At 71.0% G+C, this 19889-nt stretch carries 17 protein-coding genes, 1 tRNA gene and 1 other RNA gene; 9 read left to right on the top strand and 10 right to left on the bottom strand.

The window, feature by feature from the left end; genetic code table 11:
• Nucleotides 1-42: 42 nt before the first annotated feature.
• The 6 genes from ACIWQI_RS06730 to aceE form a co-directional block, all read right to left on the bottom strand.
• The gene (locus ACIWQI_RS06730; RefSeq protein WP_396656371.1) at nucleotides 43-1281 is read right to left on the bottom strand and encodes a beta-ketoacyl-[acyl-carrier-protein] synthase family protein; all 1239 of its coding nucleotides are present in this window, start codon (nucleotides 1279-1281) and stop codon (nucleotides 43-45) included.
• 79 nt (nucleotides 1282-1360) lie between these two features.
• Nucleotides 1361-1609, bottom strand: coding sequence for an acyl carrier protein (locus tag ACIWQI_RS06735; RefSeq protein ID WP_396656372.1), 249 nt, complete (start codon nucleotides 1607-1609; stop codon nucleotides 1361-1363).
• Nucleotides 1610-1694: 85 nt separating this feature from the next.
• Nucleotides 1695-2696, bottom strand: a complete 1002-nt coding sequence (locus ACIWQI_RS06740; RefSeq protein WP_396656373.1) for a beta-ketoacyl-ACP synthase III — start codon at nucleotides 2694-2696, stop codon at nucleotides 1695-1697.
• Nucleotides 2693-3616 carry an ACP S-malonyltransferase gene (locus ACIWQI_RS06745; RefSeq protein WP_396656374.1) on the bottom strand — a complete coding sequence of 308 codons (924 nt, stop codon included), beginning with the start codon at nucleotides 3614-3616 and terminating at the stop codon, nucleotides 2693-2695. The genes ACIWQI_RS06740 and ACIWQI_RS06745 overlap by 4 nt, the downstream gene beginning before the upstream one ends.
• Nucleotides 3617-3697: 81 nt before the next feature.
• Nucleotides 3698-4915 carry a PucR family transcriptional regulator gene (locus ACIWQI_RS06750; RefSeq protein ID WP_396656375.1) on the bottom strand — a complete coding sequence of 406 codons (1218 nt, stop codon included), beginning with the start codon at nucleotides 4913-4915 and terminating at the stop codon, nucleotides 3698-3700.
• A gap of 22 nt (nucleotides 4916-4937) precedes the next feature.
• Nucleotides 4938-7667, bottom strand: coding sequence for a pyruvate dehydrogenase (acetyl-transferring), homodimeric type (aceE, locus tag ACIWQI_RS06755; protein WP_396656376.1), 2730 nt, complete (start codon nucleotides 7665-7667; stop codon nucleotides 4938-4940).
• A 152-nt stretch (nucleotides 7668-7819) separates the two neighbouring features.
• On the opposite strand from aceE, the gene ACIWQI_RS06760 reads away from it, so the two are divergent.
• Nucleotides 7820-8278: a peroxiredoxin gene (locus ACIWQI_RS06760; protein WP_396656377.1), complete on the top strand. Its 459-nt coding sequence runs from the start codon at nucleotides 7820-7822 to the stop codon at nucleotides 8276-8278.
• A 12-nt stretch (nucleotides 8279-8290) separates the two neighbouring features.
• Here ACIWQI_RS06760 and ACIWQI_RS06765 read toward each other — a convergent pair whose 3' ends face one another.
• On the bottom strand, nucleotides 8291-8764 hold the full coding sequence (locus ACIWQI_RS06765; protein WP_396656378.1) for a MarR family winged helix-turn-helix transcriptional regulator: 474 nt from the start codon (nucleotides 8762-8764) through the stop codon (nucleotides 8291-8293).
• Between the two features lie 130 nt (nucleotides 8765-8894).
• Here ACIWQI_RS06765 and ACIWQI_RS06770 point away from each other — a divergent pair, with 130 nt between their 5' ends.
• Complete coding sequence (locus tag ACIWQI_RS06770; RefSeq protein ID WP_396656379.1) at nucleotides 8895-10010, top strand: LLM class flavin-dependent oxidoreductase; 1116 nt, start codon at nucleotides 8895-8897, stop codon at nucleotides 10008-10010.
• Nucleotides 10007-10648 carry an NAD(P)H-dependent oxidoreductase gene (locus ACIWQI_RS06775; protein WP_396656380.1) on the top strand — a complete coding sequence of 214 codons (642 nt, stop codon included), beginning with the start codon at nucleotides 10007-10009 and terminating at the stop codon, nucleotides 10646-10648. The genes ACIWQI_RS06770 and ACIWQI_RS06775 overlap by 4 nt, the downstream gene beginning before the upstream one ends.
• Nucleotides 10649-10696: 48 nt before the next feature.
• Here the strand turns inward: ACIWQI_RS06775 and ACIWQI_RS06780 are convergent.
• Nucleotides 10697-10769: transfer RNA gene (locus tag ACIWQI_RS06780), tRNA-Val, on the bottom strand.
• A gap of 67 nt (nucleotides 10770-10836) precedes the next feature.
• On the opposite strand from ACIWQI_RS06780, the gene ACIWQI_RS06785 reads away from it, so the two are divergent.
• The 3 genes from ACIWQI_RS06785 (at nucleotide 10837) to rnpB (ending at nucleotide 13748) form a co-directional block, all read left to right on the top strand.
• Complete coding sequence (locus ACIWQI_RS06785; protein ID WP_396656381.1) at nucleotides 10837-11568, top strand: zinc ribbon domain-containing protein; 732 nt, start codon at nucleotides 10837-10839, stop codon at nucleotides 11566-11568.
• Nucleotides 11569-11595: 27 nt separating this feature from the next.
• Nucleotides 11596-13323, top strand: coding sequence for a bifunctional 3'-5' exonuclease/DNA polymerase (locus ACIWQI_RS06790; protein WP_396656382.1), 1728 nt, complete (start codon nucleotides 11596-11598; stop codon nucleotides 13321-13323).
• A gap of 46 nt (nucleotides 13324-13369) precedes the next feature.
• Nucleotides 13370-13748: RNase P RNA component class A (gene rnpB, locus ACIWQI_RS06795), an RNA gene on the top strand.
• A gap of 41 nt (nucleotides 13749-13789) precedes the next feature.
• Here rnpB and ppgK read toward each other — a convergent pair.
• Complete coding sequence (ppgK, locus tag ACIWQI_RS06800; protein ID WP_396656383.1) at nucleotides 13790-14551, bottom strand: polyphosphate--glucose phosphotransferase; 762 nt, start codon at nucleotides 14549-14551, stop codon at nucleotides 13790-13792.
• 60 nt (nucleotides 14552-14611) lie between these two features.
• Here ppgK and ACIWQI_RS06805 point away from each other — a divergent pair, with 60 nt between their 5' ends.
• The 3 genes from ACIWQI_RS06805 to ACIWQI_RS06815 are packed head-to-tail and all read left to right on the top strand — an operon-like array spanning nucleotide 14612 to nucleotide 19195.
• Nucleotides 14612-14821 carry an SPOR domain-containing protein gene (locus tag ACIWQI_RS06805; RefSeq protein WP_396656384.1) on the top strand — a complete coding sequence of 70 codons (210 nt, stop codon included), beginning with the start codon at nucleotides 14612-14614 and terminating at the stop codon, nucleotides 14819-14821.
• A 43-nt stretch (nucleotides 14822-14864) separates the two neighbouring features.
• Nucleotides 14865-16202, top strand: coding sequence for a glutamine synthetase family protein (locus ACIWQI_RS06810; protein ID WP_396656385.1), 1338 nt, complete (start codon nucleotides 14865-14867; stop codon nucleotides 16200-16202).
• Between the two features lie 8 nt (nucleotides 16203-16210).
• Nucleotides 16211-19195, top strand: coding sequence for a bifunctional [glutamine synthetase] adenylyltransferase/[glutamine synthetase]-adenylyl-L-tyrosine phosphorylase (locus ACIWQI_RS06815; protein ID WP_396656386.1), 2985 nt, complete (start codon nucleotides 16211-16213; stop codon nucleotides 19193-19195).
• Nucleotides 19196-19202: 7 nt separating this feature from the next.
• Here the strand turns inward: ACIWQI_RS06815 and ACIWQI_RS06820 are convergent, their stop codons facing one another.
• Nucleotides 19203-19604, bottom strand: coding sequence for a hypothetical protein (locus ACIWQI_RS06820; RefSeq protein ID WP_396656387.1), 402 nt, complete (start codon nucleotides 19602-19604; stop codon nucleotides 19203-19205).
• Nucleotides 19605-19889: the final 285 nt, after the last annotated feature.

Raw genomic sequence — 19889 nt, forward strand, 5'->3', positions numbered from 1 at the left:
CGGGAAAGCGAATCGCCCCCGCCTGGGTCAGCGGAGCCTGGCTCAGACGGACGCGAAGGCCGCCACGGCGTTGTGGCCGCCGAAGCCGAACGAGTTGCTGATCGCGAGCTGGTCGCCGGGGCCCAGCGGCTGCGACTGTCCTGACAGCAGGAAGGGCACCTCGGGATCCTGCTCGGTGATGTTGATCGTCGGCGGAGCGACGCGCTCGTGCAGCGCGAGGACCGTGAAGATCGCCTCGAGCGCCCCGGTGCCGCCGAGCAGGTGACCTGTCGACGCCTTGGTGGCCGAGGTGGGGATCTCACGCACCCGGTCGCCGAAGACCGTCAGCAGCGCCTGGTACTCGTTCGGGTCGCCCACCGGCGTCGAGGTGGCGTGCGCATTGACGTGCGTGACATCGTCGGGCGAGGCATCGGCCATCTCCAGCGCCATGCGCACGGCGCGCGCGGCGCCGTGGCCCTCAGGGTCGTTCGCGGTGATGTGGTACGAGTCGGCCGTCACGCCCCCGCCCACCACCGACGCGTAGATCCGCGCACCGCGGGCGCGGGCGTGCTCCTCGGTCTCGAGGATGAGGGCGCCCGAGCCCTCGCCCATGACGAAGCCGTCGCGGTCGATGCTCGCGGGCCTGGACGCGGTCTCGGGGGAGTCGTTGCGGCGGGACAGCGCCTGCATGGACGAGAAGGCCGCGAGCGTGATCGGGTGGATCGCCGACTCCGTGCCGCCCGCGATGACCACGTCCGCGTAGCCGGCGCGGAGGTGCTCGAGGGCGTTGATGATCGACTCCGTGCTGGACGCGCACGCGCTGGCGACGGTGCGGGCGTAGGCCCGGGCGCCGAAGTGCAGCGAGAGGTTCCCCGCCGCGGCGTTGGGCATCAGCATCGGCACGGTCATCGGCATGACCCGGCGCGGGCCCTTCTCCTTGAGCGTGTCCCAGGCGTCCAGGAGCGTCCACACGCCGCCGATGCCGGTCGCGAAGTCGACGCCGAGGCGCTCCGGCTCCACCTCGGGGCTGCCGGCATCCGCCCACGCCTCCATCGCGGCGACGAGCGCGAGCTGCGAGGCCGGGTCGAGTCGCTTGGCGATCGGGCGCTCGAGCACGGTGTCCGGCCGCACCTTCGCCTCGGCCGCGAACGTCACGGGCAGCTGGTACTTCTCCACCCAGTCGTACTCGAGGGTGTGGGTGCCGGAGGCGCCGCCCAGCAGGGCGGACCAGCTCTCGGGGGCGGTGCCGCCGATGGGCGACGTGGCGCCGACGCCGGTGACGACGATGCGCGGGGTGCTCATGGATCGATTCCTCTGTGGGGGAAGGGGGATGCGGACACACCCGCGGGCGGGCACGCCGACGCGCCCGCCCGCAGCGGAGTCACGCCTGGTTCGACGTGATGTAGGTGACGGCGTCGCCGACGGTCTTGAGGTTCTTGACCTCGTCGTCCGGGATGGTGACGCCGAACTTCTCCTCCGCGTTGACCACGATGGTCATCATGGAGATCGAGTCGATGTCGAGGTCGTCGGTGAACGACTTCTCGAGCGCGACCTCGTCGGCCGAGATGCCGGTCTCGTCCGTGATCAGCTCGGCGAGTCCGGCGAGGACCTCGTCGTTGGTGAGTGCCATGGTTTCTCCCTGTTCTGTGTGATCGGGGTTTCGATGGGTCTTTCGGCCGGGGCCGCAGTTCAGTCTAGAGTCGCGATCGGGCCGGTCACGGCAGCACGACCACCTGGGCTCCGAAGACGAGGCCGGCGCCGAAGCCGATCTGCAGTGCCAGGCCGCCGCTGAGCTCGGGGTGCTCCTCGAGCAACCGATGCGTCGCGAGCGGGATCGAGGCGGCCGACGTGTTGCCGGTGGTCTCGATGTCACGGGCGATGACGACCGAGTCGGGGAGCTTGAGCTGCTTGGCGAACTCGTCGATGATGCGCATGTTCGCCTGGTGGGGGATGAAGGCCGCGAGGTCGGATGCCTCCACGCCCGCCTCCTCGAGGGCCTGGCGTGCGACCTTGGCCATCTCCCACACCGCCCACCGGAACACCGTGGGACCCTCCTGTCGGAGGGTGGGCCACGGGACCTCCCCGTCGCGGAACTGGGTGAGGGTGGCGTTCATCCCGACCGCGTCGGCGCGAGAACCGTCCGATCCCCAGACGGTCGGCCCGATGCCGGGCGTCTCGCTGGGGCCGATGACCGCCGCGCCGGCGCCGTCGCCGAGCAGGAACGAGATGCTGCGGTCCGTCGGGTCGACGACGTCGCTGAGCTTTTCCGCACCGACCACCACGGCGTACCGGGCCGAGCCCGCGCGGATGAGGGCGTCGGCCTGCGCGATGCCGTAGGCGAAGCCCGCGCAGGCGGCGTTGAGGTCGTAGGCGGCCGCCGGGTTCGCGCCCACGCGGTCGGCGACGATGGCCGACACGGAGGGCGTCTGCTTGGGGTTGCTGATCGTCGCGACGATGACCGCGTCCACCTGGGCCGGATCGATCCCGGACCGCGAGATCGCCTCGGCCGCCGCATCGGAGGCGAGGTCGATCGCGTCGGTATCCTTGTCGGCGCGCACCCGCGTGATGATCCCGGTGCGCTGCCGGATCCACTCGTCGCTCGAGTCGATCGGACCGACGAGGTCGTCATTGGGCACGGAGTTCTCGCCGCGCGCGGCCCCGTACGCGTAGATGCGCGTGTGCGCGGGACCGGTCCGCTGCCGCAGCGCCCCGCTCACGAGCGGTCTCCTGCGATGAGCGCGACAGCATCCTCGAGGTCGGCGGGCGCGCGGACGGCCACGGTGGGCACGCCCTTCAGTGCGCGCTTGGCCAGGCCCACGAGGGTGCCCGCGGGCGCCATCTCGATGATCCCGGTCACGCGATGCTCGGCGAACGACTGCATGCACAGATCCCAGCGCACGGGCGAGGCGACCTGGCCGACGACCAGGTCGAGCGCGTCGCGGCCGGAGGTGACCAGCGACCCGTCGCGGTTGGTCCACAGGTCGATCTCGGGATCGGCGGTCAGCATCTCAGCGGCCGCCCGCCGGAGCCTGTCGACCGCGGAGTCCATGAAGACCGTGTGGAACGCGCCGGCGACCTGCAGCGGAATGACACGCGCTCCCTGCGGCGGCTCCTGACGCAGCTGATCGAGCTGCCCGATGCCGCCCGCCGCGACGATCTGCCCGCCCCCGTTGCGATTGGCCGCCGTCAGTCCCAGATCATCGATGCGGGCGAGCACCACGTCCTCGACACCGCCGAGGACGGCGCTCATCCCGGTGATCTCGAATGCGGCGGCGTGGGCCATCGCGCGGCCCCGGATTCCGACGAAGCGCATCGCATCGTCGTCGGTGAGGACGCCCGCGCCCGCGAGTGCGGCGATCTCTCCGACCGAGTGGCCGGCGATGCCGCGGACCGCCCCGGCGGTGATGCGGTCCTGCAGCGCGTGCCAGGTGAGCAGGCTCGCGGCCACGATGAGCGGCTGCGCGATGCTCGTGTCTCGGATCACCGCGGCATCGGAGTGCACGCCGTGCTCGATGACGTCGACCTCCGCGGCTTCGGAGTACTCCCCGAGACGGTCACGCGCTCCATCGAGCTCGAGCCATGGGGCGAGGAACCCCGGTGTTTGAGCGCCCTGTCCCGGGCAGACGACGACGATCACTCTTCCATCCTGCCAATCATCGAGAAGCCCCCACTGGTGGAACCTGTCACAAGAATCCGCGGCATCGTTGTCATTCTCCCCTCAATGGCTGCGCTCTGTCGCGTGTGTCCGGCGCACCGGCGCGGGGCGCCGCCGGACCTCGGCCGGTCCGATGGATCCGAGGATCAGCGCGGTCTGCAGGATCAGCGCCTCGCGGGGACCGGTGGCATCCCACCCGATGACGTCCGAGACCCGCTTGAGTCGATAGCGGACGGTGTTGGGGTGCACGAAGAGCTCGCGCGCGGTCGCCTCCAGCGAGCGGCCGTTGTCGAGATAGCTCCACAGCGTCGCGACGAGGTCGGCGCTGTGCGCCAGCAGCGGACGGTAGATCCGCTCCACGAGGGTCTGCCGGGCGAGCGGGTCGCCGGCGAGGGCGCGCTCGGGCAGCAGGTCGTCGGCTTCGACCGGTCGCGGCGCATTGCGCCACCCTCGGGCGACCGCGAATCCGGCCAGCGCCGCGCGCGCGCTCTGGCTCGCGTCGACCAGGGCCGCGACCGGTGGTCCGATGACGAGGTAGCCGTCGCCGAAGCCGGGCTCGAGCTGGCGCGCGATCTCGGGGAACGACAGCTCTGCAGACGCCTCCTCGCCCGGGCGGCCGGAGGGCTGAGCGCGTCCGATCACGACGACCAGGCGTGAGCCCTGCACCCCGATGAGCACGTCCACGCCGAGCTTTCGCGCCACGCGCCGGAGCTGATCGACATCGAACTGCGGGGGAGTGGTGCCCACCAGCACGCACGCCTCGCCGTGGCCGTGCCAGCCCAAGGCGGCGATCCGGCTCGGAAGCTCCTCGTCGGTCTCGCCCGTGAGGATCGAGTCCACGACCAGAGCCTCCAGGCGCGCATCCCACAGTCCACGGGCCTCGGCGGCGCGCGCGTAGACGTCGGCCGCTGCGAAGGCGACCTCGCGCGAGTACAGCAGGATGGCCTCGCGCAGGTGCTCGCCCTTGCCCGCCACGCGCTCCTCGGTGACCTCCACGGTGACGCGGATCAGCTGGAGCGTCTGCTGCAGGCTCACGCTGCGCAGCAGCTCCCGGGGCGCTGCCGCGAAGATGTCGGCCGCGATCCAGGGCGTCGACTCGGGATCGTCGTACCACTGGATGAAGGAGGTGATGCCGGCCTGAGCCACCAGCCCCACCGAGGACCGCCGCGCCGGCGGCATCTCCGCGTACCAGGGGAGCGACTCCTCCAGGCGGCGGAGCGTCGCTGTGGCCAGGTCGCCGGAGATGCGACGCAGCCACGCGAGCGTCTCCTCCCTGTCCATCGGCGCCGGCGACGACACGGTCTCAGCTCTCGCCGCCCGCGTTGCCGGTCGTGCCGGCGTTCACGTCGTGCAGTCGGTACCTGTCGATCGCCTGCGCTGCCAGGCCGCGGTCGACGACTCCGTCGTCGGCGAGCGCCTGCAGGGTGCGCACCACGATCGACGGACCGTCGATCTTGAAGAAGCGCCGCGCCGCCGCGCGCGTGTCCGAGAAGCCGAACCCGTCGGCGCCGAGGGTGGCGAAGCGGTTCGGAACCCACGGCCGGATCTGGTCCTGCACGGCGTGCATGAAGTCGCTCACGGCGACGACCGGACCGGAGGCGCCCCGGAGCTTGTCGGTGACGTACGCGGTGCGAGGCTCCTGATCGGGGTGCAGGAAGTTGTGCTCGTCGGCGGCCAGGCCGTCGCGGCGCAGCTCGGACCACGACGTGACCGACCAGACGTCCGCCTGCACGCCCCAGTCGTCGCCCAGCAGCTGCTGGGCCTCGAGGGCCCACGGCACTCCCACGCCGGAGGCGAGGAGCTGGGCGCGCGGGCCTTCGCCGGAGGCCGCGGAGACGCGATGGATGCCGCGGATGATGCCGTCGACATCCACGTCCTCAGGCTCGGCCGGCTGCACGAGCGGCTCGTTGTACACGGTGAGGTAGTACATGACGTCCGGGTCCGGGTGCTCGCCGCCGTACATCCGGTCGAGGCCCGAGCGGACGATGTGCGCGATCTCGTAGCCGTACGCCGGATCGTAGGCGACCGTGGCCGGGTTCGTCGATGCCAGCAGGTGCGAGTGGCCGTCCGCGTGCTGCAGGCCCTCGCCGGTGAGCGTTGTGCGACCCGCGGTCGCGCCGATGACGAACCCGCGGGTCATCTGGTCGCCGGCGGCCCAGAAGGCGTCGCCCGTGCGCTGGTACCCGAACATCGAGTAGAAGATGTACACCGGGATGAGCGGTTCGCCGTGTGTCGAATAGGCTGTGCCGGTGGCGGTGAAGGCCGCGGCCGCGCCGGCCTCGTTGATGCCGACGTGCATGATCTGCCCCTGCGGGCTCTCCTTGTACGCCAGGAGCAGCTCGCGGTCGACCGAGGTGTAGTTCTGCCCGTGCGGGTTGTAGATCTTGGCAGTGGGGAAGAACGCGTCGATGCCGAACGTGCGCGCCTCGTCGGGGATGATCGGCACGATCCGGTGCCCGAAGTCCTTGGCGCGCAGAAGATCCTTCAGCAGGCGCACGAAGGCCATCGTGGTGGCGATCTCCTGCGTCCCCGAGCCCTTCTTCGGCTGGGCGTATGCGGCGTCGTCCGGCAGTGCGATCGGCACGTGAGTGGTGCGCCGCTCGGGCAGGAAGCCGCCCAGTTCGCGCCGGCGTTCGAGCATGTACTGGACCGTCTCGTCCTCCAGGCCCGGATTGTAATAGGGCGGGAGATACGGATTCTCCTCCAGCTGCGCATCCGAGATCGGCACGCGCATCCCGTCGCGGAACTGCTTCAGGTCTTCGAGGGTCATCTTCTTCATCTGGTGCGTGGCGTTGCGCCCGGCGAAGTGATGTCCCAGGCCGTACCCCTTGATGGTCTTGGCGAGGATGACGGTGGGCTGACCCTTGTGTTCGACCGCCGTCTTATAGGCCGCGTAGACCTTGTGGTAGTCGTGGCCGCCGCGGCGCAGGTCGCTCCAGATCGCCTCGTCCGACCAGTCCTCGACCAGCTCCAGGGTGCGCTCGTCCCGGCCGAAGAAGTGCTGGCGGATGTACTTGCCGTCCTCGGCGCGATACGTCTGATAGTCGCCGTCGGGTGTCGTGTTCATGAGGTGGACCAGCGCCCCGTCGACATCCTTGTCCAGCAGGGTGTCCCAGCCGCGGCCCCAGACGACCTTGATGACGTTCCACCCCGCCCCGCGGAAGAAGCTCTCCAGCTCCTGGATGATCTTCCCGTTTCCGCGCACGGGCCCGTCCAGCCGCTGCAGATTGCAGTTGACGACGAAGGTCAGGTTGTCCAGTCCCTCGTTCGCGGCGATCTGCAGCTGGCCCCGGCTCTCGACCTCGTCCATCTCCCCGTCGCCGAGGAAGGCCCACACGCGCGATTCGGACAGATCCTTGATGCCGCGGTTGGTCAGGTACTTGTTCGTGAGGGCCTGGTAGATCGCGTTGATCGGGCCGAGGCCCATCGACACCGTCGGGAACTGCCAGTAGTCCGGCATCAGGTGCGGGTGCGGGTAGGACGGGATGCCGTCGGGCGCCATCGACTTCTCCTGACGGAAGCCGTCGAGCTGTGCCTCGGTGAGCCTGCCCTCGAGGAAGGACCGTGCGTAGATCCCGGGGGAGGCGTGGCCCTGGATGAAGACCTGGTCGCCTCCGCCCGGGTGGTCCAGGCCCCGGAAGAAGTGGTTGAAGCCGACCTCGTAGAGCGAGGCCGAGGAGGCGTAGGTGGAGATGTGGCCCCCCACGCCGATGCCCGGGCGCTGGGCGCGGTGCACCGTGATCGCGGCGTTCCAGCGGATCCAGCGACGATACCGGCGCTCCAGCTCCTCATCGCCGGGGAAGGCGGGCTCGTTCTCGGGGGCGATGGTGTTGATGTAGTCGGTGGTGGGCACCTGCGGGACGTTCAGCTGCAGCTCGCTCGACTTCTGGAGCAGGCTCAGCATGATCTCGCGGCCGCGACCGGGTCCCTTGGCCGCCACCAGCTGATCGAGCGACTCCTGCCATTCGGCGGTCTCGTCCGGATCGCTGTCGAGTGGGCCCTGGGAGTACGGATCCTGGTCGTGGACGGTCACGGAAGACCTTTCGTCGGCTGGCAGATCGTGCCAGAGGGACAGGGAGGCGGGTGCAGCCCGTTTGTCGGCGTACGACAACGGAGACCGCCTTCAGCCTAGCCATAGTCCACCGTGCCGTGCCCCGAATGCGACCCGGATGCGAGGATGTCGTCATGACGATCGAGATCGGCGATCAGGCGCCGGACTTCACCCTTCCGACTGCGGCGGGCGGGCACCTCACGCTGAGCGAGGCATGGCGCGATTCCCCGGTGATGCTGGTGTTCTTCCCGCTGGCCTTCTCCCCGCGATGCCAGGAGGAGCTGTGCGCCCTGCGCGACGACTTTCCCGTCTTCGAGGACGCATCGGTGCGGGTCGTCGGCATCTCGGTCGACAGCCCGCACGCGCTCCGCGCGTGGGCCGCACAGCAGGGCTATCGCTTCGATCTCGTCTCGGACTTCTGGCCGCACGGAGAGGTGGCGGGCGCGTACGGCGTGTTCCTGCGCGATCGCGGCGTCGCCGATCGGGCGAGCTTCCTCATCGATCGAGAGGGGGTCGTCCGCTCGGTCGTCGTCGCCCAGCCGGGCACCAGCCGTCCGATCGGCGCCTATCGCGAGGCGATCGCCGCCATCTGATCGGCGGCACGCTCACCGCGTCGGCTGGTCGCGAGCGGTGTCGTCCGGGTCGGGCGCGAGCTTGGCCCAGATGCGCGCCAGATCAGCCAGATCCTTCGCGTCGAGCCGGTCGAAGAACAGCCGGCGCAGGTCGAGATGGTGGCGTCGCCACGCCCTGCGCAGCACGGTGCGCCCCTCCGGTGTGAGCACGGAGACGAATCCGCGCTTGTCGTCCGGAGTCGGGTCGCGACGGATGAGGCCTCGCCTTTCGAGCCGATCCGCCAGACGCGTGAGCCCGCCGGTGGACATCAACCGGTGCCGGGCGAGATCCGACATGCGCATGCCGTCCCGACCGGCCCGGGCCAGCAGCGCCAGGACGCTGTACTCGGCCATGCTGACCTGCGACCGGGCCAGGCCGGCCTCGATCTCCTTCCAGAGCCGATCGTGCGTGTAGAGGAAGCCCTGCCAGGCTTCGTCCTCCAGACCGGTCAAGCGCGGTGCGGCCACGGATCGAATCTAACCCAACAGGTGCCTGCTCAGACAGCTTTCTGCGAGCCGGAGGGAATAACTGTCTGCGCAGACAGTTGCACCTCGTGGCGGCGTCGCACGACGCTCCGATCCGAGAGGAGAGGCAAGCATGAACCACACCGAGACCCTTCACGCAGGGGGCGCGGTCGCCTCCGCGCAGCGGCCCGCATTCGAGATCGGGCACATGACGTTCCTGGAACTGACCGCCGATAGGGCCACCGGTGCGGTGCCGACGGCCCGACAGCGCGTGCGCGACACGATCGAGCAGGCCAGACTCGCCGATCAGGTCGGGCTCGACCTCTTCGGCGTCGGTGAGCACCACCGCACCGACTTCGTCGGCTCTGCGCCGGCGGTCGTCCTCGCGGCGGCGGCCGCGGCGACGGAGAGCATCCGTCTGACCAGCTCCGTCACGGTGCTCAGCTCGGATGATCCGGTGCGGGTGTGGGAGCAGTTCGCCACCCTCGACCAGCTCTCCGGTGGGCGGGCGGAGATCATCGCCGGCCGCGGCTCCTACACCGAGTCCTTCCCGCTGTTCGGCTACGACCTGGCCGACTACGCGGATCTGTTCCGGGAGAAGCTCGATCTGCTGCTGGCGATCCGCGACCGCAATCCCCTCACCTGGGCCGGACGGCTGCGTCCGGCGCTGCGCGATGCGGACATCGGACCGCGTGCAGTGCAGGAGGAGCTGCCGATCTGGGTCGGTGTGGGCGGCACCCGGGCCTCGGCGATCAGCACCGGGCGCCTCGGACTGCCGATGGCGCTGGCGCTGCTGCTCGGGCCGATCGCGCAGCACCTTGAGACCGTCGATCTGTATCGTGCGGCCGCAGCGGAGGCCGGGCACGATCCGGCTGCCCTGCGCACCAGCATCAACCTGCACGGCTACGTGGGTCGCACCAGCCAGGAGGCGCGCGACACGATGTACCCGCACTTCGCCCGGGGCATGATCGACAACAATCATCAGCGGGGTCGCGGCGTGGGGATTCCTCGAGTCGCCTTCGATGCCCAGGCGTCGCCGAACGCCGGTCTTCTGGTGGGCAGCCCGCAGGAGGTCATCGACAAGCTCATGACCTACCACCACCTCTACGGTGTGGACCGCGCGCTCGTCCAGCTCGGCTTCGGCGGGATGCCGCAGCGGGACGTGCTGTCGACGATCGAGCTGCTCGGCACCGAGGTCGCGCCGGTGCTGCGCCGGGAGGTCGCCGCGCCCGCGGAGGATGCCGCATGATCGAGGCACCGACGGCGAGCACCGTGGAACGTCGATCCGCGGATCTCGCCCGTGCTGAGGCGGGCGAGCACCGCGGGCTGCGTGTCGCCGTGGTCAACGGCAGTCCGAGTGAGAAGTCCAAGACCATGGGCCTGGTCGACGCCGTGCTGCAGACGCTGCGTGACGTGCTCGGTCGGCGGCTCGTCGACGTCGCCGACGCTCGGGTCGATGTCTACCGGCTCGGTCCGGCCTTCACCGGCGCCGTGGAGCGGGAGGGCATCGATCCCGCGGTGGAGGCGGCGCTGCGGGAGGTCGAGCACGCCGACCTGCTGATCGCGGCGAGTCCCGTCTTCCGCGGCTCGTACACGGGACTGTTCAAGCACTTCTTCGACCTGATCGACCAGTACGCGCTGGCGAACAAGCCGGTGCTGCTGGTCGCGACCGGCGGGGGAGACCATCACGCCCTGGTTCTGGAGCACGCGCTTCGGCCGCTCTTCGGCTTCTTCCAGGCCATGACCCTCCCGGTCGCCGTCTTCGCGTCCTCGGGCGACTTCGACGGCACGCTTCTGCTCAATCCGCGCGTCTGCGGACGGATCGAGATGGCGATCGACGACGTCGCGGAGCTTCTGGTCACCCGAGTCGAGGGCGCCTCACCGTGAGGCGGCCCCCGACGCAGAGATCGTCCGCGGACGATCATGACGCTGCGGTGGGCCCTGCCGGGATCGAACCGACGACCTACTGGGTGTAAACCAGTTGCTCTGCCAGCTGAGCTAAAGGCCCTGACCGGTTCAGTCTATGAGCGGCCGGCGGCGGCCGCGTCGTCGGGACGCCGCGATAGGTTGGAGGCGTGAACGCCAGCCCCGCCGAACAGCGCATCCTGCTCGACATCGCCGACCTCGACGCCCGGCTGAGGCAGGCCGATCACGCGCGGAGCAATCCGCCGCAGGCCGCCCGCGTGCAGGAGCTGCTGGCGCAGCGGCAGCAGCAGTCGCAGGAGCTCGCGACCCGGCTCGGAGCGCGCGATGACATCAGGGCCGAGCTGGCCAGGGTCGAATCAGACGTCGCGGTCGTCGATGCGCGCGCGGAGCGCGATGCGCAGCTTCTGCAGACGGTGACCAGCCCGAAGGACGCCCAGGGGCTCGAGCACGAGCTCGCCTCGCTCGCCAGACGCAAGAGCGATCTCGAGGACGCCCAGCTCGAGCTCATGGAGCGGCTCGAAGAGGCCGATGCGCAGGTCGCGGCGCAGGAGGCGCTGATCGCGCTGACCAACGACGAGGGGGCGCGTCTGAGCGCCGAGGGCAAGGACGCGGTGGCCGCCGCGACCGCCCAGTTCGAGGCGGCGACGCGCGACCGTGCCGCCGTGGCGGCCACCGTGCCCGCCGAGCTGCTGGCCCTCTATGAGCGCCTCGCCGCGCGCAGCGCCGGTGCCGCGCTCCTGCGCAGACAGACGTGCGAGGGATGCCGCATGGTGCTGTCCGGCACCGATCTTCAGGCGATCCGCCAGGCACCTGACGACGCCGTGCTCACGTGCCCCGAGTGCGGGTGCATCCTGGTGCGCACCGAGGAATCCGGGCTGTGAGCTGCCGAGCCGCGGGGCGCGGGCGGGATGACGGCGTCATCGGCGCCTGAGGCGACCTGGGTCGTCGTCGGAAGGACCTCCGACGGCATCGCCGCGATCACGCTCGATGCAGCCGGCGCACAGCGGGACCGGGTCGCGGTCGACGGGGGGTTCGCGGAGTTCGTCCGCGATATGGAACGGGATGCCGCGCCCCGCTGGGTCTGGAGCGACACGCCGACGTGGTACGCGGCGCTGCTGGACGCCGGGGTGCGGCTCGCGCGATGCCACGACCTGCGGCTCGTGCACGCGATCCTGCGCGACAGTTCGCTCGTGTCCGAGGCGGCGGAGCTGCGGGCGGCCGTCCAGTGGGATGCCGGAGCGGTCGCGCACGCACCGCCGGAGGCCGCGCTGTTCGAGCTGGAAGCACCCGACCCGGCCGGTCCGCCGGACCTGCTGGAGGAGGCGGTCGCCGAATTCGCACGGCAGCGCGAGGCGCTCGGACAGGCGTCCGCGTCGGCGCGGCTGCGCCTGCTGGTCGCCGCCGAGAGCGCCGGCGCTCTGATCGCGGCGGAGCTGCGTGCGGCCGGGCTGCCGTGGGATGTCGCCGCTCACGATGCGATCCTCACCACCGTGCTGGGCGAGCGACCGCCCGGCGGCGGGCCGCCGGCTCACGTGCAGGAGGCCGCCGACCGGGTGCGCGCGGCCCTGGGCGATCCGGCAGTCAGTCTGGACTCGCAGCCGAAGCTGCTGCGGGCGCTGCATCGCGCGGGGATCATGGTGGAGTCGACCAGCAGGTGGGAACTCGCCCGGCACGACCACCCGGCGATCGCGCCCCTCGTGGAGTACAAGAGGCTTGCGCGGCTGCTCAGCGCGAACGGCTGGGCGTGGCTGGAGGAGTGGGTCCGAGATGGGCGGTTCCGGCCGGTCTACGTGCCCGCGGGCGTGGTGACCGGTCGGTGGGCGTCATCCGGCGGCGGCGCGCTGCAGCTTCCCCGGCAGCTGCGGGCGGCGGTGCGTGCCGATCCGGGCTGGGCGCTGGTGGTCGCCGACGTCGCGCAGTTGGAGCCGAGGGTGCTCGCCGCCATGGCGCACGACCGGAGCCTGGCGCAGGCCGCGCGCGGGGCAGACCTGTACGCGGGTGTCGTGGCCGACGGCACGGTCGGCTCGCGCGCCGACGCGAAGGTGGCGATGCTCGGGGCGATGTACGGCGCCACCACCGGCGACAGCGGCAGGCTGCTGCCGCGGCTGCGCAGGGCCTACCCGGCCGCGATGGCGCTGGTCGATGATGCCGCACGCGTCGGAGAGCGCGGAGGCGTTGTGACCACATGGCTCGGCCGCACCTCGCCGCCGCCCTCCGCGTCGTGGATGCGGGTGCGACAGAAGGGCGCCGCCGCTGAGGCATCCGTCGCCGATGAGAGCCGCGCGCGGAGGGCGGCGGGCGACCGCGGCCGGTTCACGCGCAACTTCGTCGTTCAGGGCACCGCCGCCGAGTGGGCCCTGACGTGGCTGGCCGATCTGCGGCGCCGCCTGGCCGAGCTGCCCCTGGTCGACGAGCGCGATGCGGCCCCCGCCTCCGGCCCGGTGTTCGACCGGCGGCCCCACCTCGCGTTCTTCCTGCACGACGAGATCATCGTGCACACGCCGCTGTCCCACGCGGAGGCGGTCGCGCAGGCTGTCCGTGATGCGGCGGCGGCTGCGGGCCGGATGCTCTTCGGCGCGTTCCCCGTCGACTTCCCCCTCGACCTGCGGATCGACGAGTCGGCGGCGAAGAGCTGAGCCCACGGCATCCGTTCGGTCGGCGCCGCTAGAATCATGGTGCGAATGGGTCGGCCGGACGGTCGCGTGGCGGGAGACCGCACCGAGGAACGTCCGGGCTCCGCAGGGCAGGGCGGTGGGTAACACCCACCCGGAGCGATCCGCGAGACAGTGCCACAGAGAGCAGACCGCCACCCGGTTCCCTCGCTTGCCGAGGGACCGCGTGGCAAGGGTGAAAGGGTGGTGTAAGAGACCACCGGGGTCGCGGTGACGCGGCCCGCACGGCAAACCTCGCCCGGAGCAAGGCCAGACAGGGGATGACGACGCGGCCCGCCGAGTCCCCGGGTAGGCCGCTGGAGCGGCACGGCGACGTGTCGCCGAGAGAGATGACCGTCGAAGGGGCTCCGGCCCCGGGACAGAACCCGGCGTACAGGCCGGCCCATTCGCCCCTCGACAGGCTCGGGGACCGACAGGCGCGGGGACGTGCTCAGTCGCCCGCCAGGGCAGCCGCCCCGATGATCCCCGCGTTGTTGCGATGCACCGCCGGCAGGATCGGGGTGTTCAGATCCAGCAGCGGCAGGAACTCGTCGGCGTGCTTGGACACGCCGCCGCCGACGACGAACAGGTCGGGCGAGAACAGGAACTCCAGGTGGCTGTAGTACCACTGCAGCCGCTTCGCCCACTTCTCCCACGACAGATCGTCGCGCTCCTTCGCCGAGTACGCCGCATACGCCTCGGCGTCCTTGGTGTGCCCGGTGCGGCTGAGGTGCCCGAGCTCCGAATTCGGGATCAGCGTCCCGTCGTAGATGAGCGCCGAGCCGATCCCGGTGCCGAGCGTCGTCAGGATGGTGAGGCCTCGTGCCCCCTTGGCGGCGCCGTAGCGCACCTCGGCGATGCCGGCCACATCGGCGTCGTTGGCGAAGTGGATGTCGCGGCCCAGACCCCGTTCGAAGAACTCCTCCGCGGCGAAGTCGACCCACTTCGGCGACACGTTCGCCGCTGAAAGGGTGCGGCCGCTCTTCACGATCGCGGGGAACGCGACGCCCAGCGGGAGCTTCTCCTCCTCGACGCCGAGATCGCGCAGCACGTGCGCGACCGCCTGCAGCACATCGTCGGGCTCGGCGCCGGACGGCGTGGCGACCTTGATGCGGTCGCTGACCAGATCGCCCGCGGCCAGGTCCACGACGCCTGCCTTGATACCCGTTCCGCCGATGTCGACACCGACCGCACGCCGCGCTGCCTGAGACATGGGTCCACCCTAGCTAGGATCGACCCAGGCACGCGCCACACAGACTGCGGGAGGACGGCCATGTCGCACGACGAGGACAAGTACTGGTACAACCTCAAGACCGGCGAGGTCGAGCATGGTCCGCAGTCGCTCGGCATCGACCGCGCGGGACCGTTCGACACCGCCGAGGAGGCGGCGCGGGCGCCCGAGATCATCGAGCAGCGATCCCGAGCCTGGGCGGAGGAGGACGCGAAGGACTGGAAGGACGGCGGGGACACGGCCGCCCACTAGTCTGGCTTCGAGACCGGCGTCCGGCCGGCGCCGGAGGGATGCGATGGACAAGCAGCGTGACTTCGTACTGCGCACGATCGAGGAGCGCGGAGTCAAGTTCGTCCGGCTCTGGTTCACCGACGTCATCGGCACCCTGAAGTCGGTGGCACTGGCGCCCGCGGAGGTGGAGGGGGCCTTCACCGAGGGGCTGGGCTTCGACGGCTCGGCGATCGAGGGGCTGACCCGCACGTTCGAATCCGACCTGCTCGCCCACCCCGACCCGACCACCTTCCAGATCCTGCCCTGGCGTGGCGAGATCGACCCGACCGCGCGCATGTTCTGCGACATCACGACCCCGGACGGCGCGCCCGCGGTCGCCGATCCCCGGCACGTCCTCAAGCGTGCCCTGGCCAAGGCGGGGGAGCGCGGCTTCACCTTCTACACGCACCCCGAGATCGAGTTCTACCTGCTCAAGTCGTCGCGGTTCGGCCCGGAGGGCCCGGAGCCGGTGGACTCGGCCGGCTACTTCGACAACGTCCCCGGCGGCACGGCGCACGACTTCCGGCGGCGATCGGTGCGTATGCTCGAAGACCTCGGCATCTCGGTCGAGTACAGCCACCACGAGGGTGGCCCGGGACAGAACGAGATCGACCTGCGCTATGCGGATGCGCTGGCGACCGCCGACAACATCATGACCTTCCGCGCGGTCGTGAAAGAGGTGGCGATCGAGCAGGGCGTGTACGCGACCTTCATGCCCAAGCCGCTCGGCGGCAAGCCGGGCAGCGGCATGCACACGCACATGTCGCTGTTCGAGGGCGATCTGAACGCCTTCTACGAGGAGGGTGCGCGCTACCAGCTGTCCCGGATCGGGCAGCAGTTCATCGCGGGACTGCTGCGGCATGCGAACGAGATCTCCGCGGTGACCAACCAGTTCGTGAACTCGTACAAGCGCCTGTGGGGCGGCGACGAGGCGCCCAGCTTCATCTGCTGGGGCCACCTCAACCGCTCCGCGCTGGTGCGTGTGCCGCTGTACAAGCCCAACAAGGGCCAATCGTCGCGCGTCGAGTACCGCGCGCTCGACTCGGCGGCGAATCCCTACCTCGCCTATGCGCTCCTGCTGGCGGCGGGGCTGAAGGGCATCGAGGGGGAGTACGAGCTGCCGCCGGAGGCGGAGGACAACGTGTGGTCGCTCACGGATTCGGAGCGCCGTGCGCTGGGCTACGCGCCGCTGCCGACCAGTCTGGACCAGGCGCTGGAGTACATGGAGGAGTCCGAGCTGGTCGCCGAGACGCTCGGCGAGCAGATGTTCGACTACGTGCTGCGCAACAAGCGCAAGGAGTGGAACGAGTACCGCTCCCAGGTGACGCCCTTCGAGCTGAAGAACAACCTCGAGATGCTCTGATCGTCCGCATGAGCGCGAAGAACCGGTCTTCCGCACTGTCGGACCTCGCGCGCCTCGGCTTCGGCCGACTGGCGGAGGCGTCCGCGCTGCTGGAGGAGCTGAGCGCGGCGACCGGCATCGACCGCGATGGCATCCTCGCCGACGCGGCGCGGGCGGCCGATCCCGACGGCGCACTCGGCGGCATCCTGCGCATCCTCCGCCGCGACCCGGGTGCGGTCCGGGACGTGCTGGGCCACGAGGTGTCGCGCCGGGCCCTGTGGGCGCTGCTCGGCGCGTCGCACGGCTTCGCGGACTTCTTTCTGCGCCACCCGGAGGAGCTCGCGGTGCTCGCGGAGGCCGGCGCCGCCCTGCCCTCGGCCGATCGCCTGACCGCCGAGCTCCTGGACGCCGTCGGCGCGGCCGACGGGTTCGCCGAGCGTGGCGACGAGTCGGCCCGCGTCGCGCTGCGGGTGCGGTATCGGCGGATGCTGGCGCTCATCGCGGTCTACGACCTGCTCAGCGATGACCCGGTCGAGGTGCAGCCCTTCGTGTCGGCCGCACTCGCCGATGCCGCCGGCGCGGCTCTGGAGGCATCCCTCTGCGTCGCCCGCACCCGCATCTCCACCGGTCTGTTCCCACGTGAGCAGGTGGCTGCGGTGCAGCTGGCCGTCATCGGCATGGGGAAGGCGGGCGCGCGCGAGCTCAACTACGTCAGCGATGTGGACGTGATCTTCGTCGGGGGCGCGGACGAGGACGCCGCCGAGCTCGGCGAGAGCAGGGTCATCGACATCGCCACCCGCCTCGCCGTCCAGACGATGCGCGGCCTGTCGGAGATGGAGATCGAGCCGCCGCTGTGGGAGGTGGATGCGAACCTGCGCCCGGAGGGGAAGCAGGGCGCGCTCGTGCGCACCCTGGAATCGCATCTGTCGTACTACGACCGCTGGGCGAAGAGCTGGGAGTTCCAGGCGCTGCTGAAGGCGCGCCCCATCGCCGGCGACCGAGACCTCGGCCAGGCGTACGTCGCCGCGGTCCAGCCGAAGATCTGGACCAGCGCTGCCCGGGAGAATTTCGTCGACAGCGTGCAGCGGATGCGTGAGCGGGTCACCGAGCACATCCCCGCGGGAGAGGTTGCCCATCAGCTCAAGCTCGGCCCCGGCGGCATCCGCGACGTCGAGTTCACCGTGCAGCTGCTGCAGCTCGTCCACGGACTCGCCGACCCCGGCATCCGCCAGCGCGGGACGCTGGACGCTCTCGACGCGCTCGTCGCCGAAGGGTACATCGGACGCTCCGATGCGGCGATCTTCTCGCGCGACTACAGCACCCTCCGGGTGCTGGAGCACCGGGTCCAGCTGCGAGGGCTGCAGCGGACGCACCTCATGCCGGCGGACCCGGAGGGCCTGCGCGTGCTCGCGCGCGCCAGTCGGCTCGCCGAGACCGGCGACGCCCTCTGGGTGCGGTGGGAGGCCGTCAAGCGCGAGGTGCGCGACATCCATGTGCGCCTGTTCTACCGGCCCCTGCTCAGTGCCGTGGCTGCGCTGCCGCAGGACGAATGGGCGCTCTCGACCTCCCAGGCGCGCGATCGCCTGGCGGCGATCGGCTTCGAAGACCCCGCCGGCGCGCTGCGCCACATCGGTGCGCTCACCGAGGGGATCAGCCGCAAGGTCACCATCCAGCGGCACCTCATGCCGGTGATGATCCGCTGGTTCGCCGACGGCGCGGATCCGGATCACGGCCTGCTGTCGTTCCGGCGGATCAGTGAGCGCCTGGGCGACACCCCCTGGTTCCTGCGCATGCTGCGCGACTCATCGGGCGCCGCGGAGCGGCTGACCCGGGTCCTCTCCGGATCCCGGTACATCGGCGAGCTCATGGAATGGATCCCGGAATCGGTCGCGTGGCTGGATGCCGAGGCGCAGCTGCGTCCTCGCTCGGACGCCGCGCTGCACGAGGAGGCCCGCGCGATACGTCGCCGTGCGGCCGGCGTCACGGATGCGATGCGCGCGATCCGCAGCATGCGCCGCCGGGAGCTGCTGCGCATCGCGATGGGCGCGCTCGTGGACGTCCTCACCATCGACGAGGTCGCCGCCGGGCTGACCACCGTCACGGAGGTGACGATCCAGGCCGCCCTGGCCGTGCTGCGACGCGAAGAGGCGCCGGACGCGGAGGACTCGATGGAGTTCGCGGTCATCGCGATGGGGCGGTTCGGCGGCGCGGAACTCGGATTCGGATCGGACGCCGACGTCATGTTCGTGCACGATCCGGGCGACGGCGACCCGCAGCGCGCTCAGGAGCGCGCCCTCGCTCTGGTCTCGAAGCTGCGCGGGCACCTGGACGATCACAAGGTGCCGCTGGAGCTGGACGCCGACCTGCGCCCGGAGGGCCGCAACGGACCGATGGTCCGGTCGCTGGCCTCCTACGCCGAGTACTACCGGCGCTGGTCGGTGTCGTGGGAGGCGCAGGCGCTGCTGCGTGCGCGCGGAATCGCCGGCGACCCCGGCCTGATCGCCCGCTTCACCGCGCTCGCCGACGAGCTGCGCTATCCCGCGACCGCGCAGCTTCAGGACCTACGCGAGATCAAGCGCATCAAAGCGCGAGTCGAGAACGAGCGGCTGCCGCAGGGCACCGACCCATCGCGTCACCTCAAGCTCGGGCCCGGATCGCTCAGCGACGTCGAGTGGCTCGTCCAGCTCCTGCAGCTGCAGCACGCTCATGCCGTCGAGGGCCTGCGCACGACATCCACGCTGGGCGCCCTCGCGGCCGCCGAGGCCGCGGATCTGATCTCCGGGGCGGCGGCCGAGCGGCTGCGGGCCGCGTGGATGCTGGCGAGTCGGCTGCGGTCGGCCAACACCCTGCTCACCGGCCGCACGTCCGACGTGCTCCCGGCGGACCGTCGGCAGCTGGACGGGATCGGCCGCATCCTCGGATACCCGCCGCGCTCCGCGACGCGGGTCGAGGAGGACTGGCTCGGCACGGCGCGCCGCGCGCGGCGCACGTTCGAGAAGCTCTTCTACGGCTGAGTCCTGCTCAGGCGGGCCGGGCGACCGGCCGCCGGGCGGGTCGACGCGGCGCGCGCCGGCGTGCCGTGCGCGCGGTGGCGGGCGCGTCCGCGGCGGGGGCCGCCGGAGCGGCCGGAACCAGGTCGAGCGTCGGTGCGACCACCGCCCACGCCCGCCGCAGGTCACGGGCCTGTTCCAGCTCCGTCTCCCGTTCGGCGACGCGCCGGTCGGCGGCGGCGTACGCCGCGCGCAGGCGCTCGCGCTCGGCCTCGTCGCAATCGCGGCGCCGGGCGGTGCGCTCGAGGGCGGTCGCCGCGCGGGACCGCTCGGCGCGGGCGCGGTGCAGCGCGTCCACGGCCTCCGCATGCGCGCGGATGCTGGCGGTCACCGCGACCTCGATGGTGGCGGGCAGGGTCGAGACGGCGGACATGGATGCTCCTCTGCTGGCGTGTGCCGGCCCGCGACAGTCGTCAGCGGACCGGCACATGAGGAAGAGCGGCGACGCGGCCGTTTCGTACATCTCCACCCTGATCGCATCGCCGGCGCTGTCGGCGGCGGCGGCGTGACTGGCGGGCGCTGTGGGCGAGGAGTACGGTGTCCGCCATCTGACGGTGTGCGGCCGACAGGGCCGGATCGGGGTGCGCAGTGTCCATCCAGTACGTCGACCTGAAGCGAATCCCGGACGAGACGGAGCGCCTTCGATGCGCGGAACGCC

Origin of the sequence: Microbacterium sp. (assembly GCF_044508325.1) — a bacterium.
GTDB lineage: Bacteria > Actinomycetota > Actinomycetes > Actinomycetales > Microbacteriaceae > Microbacterium.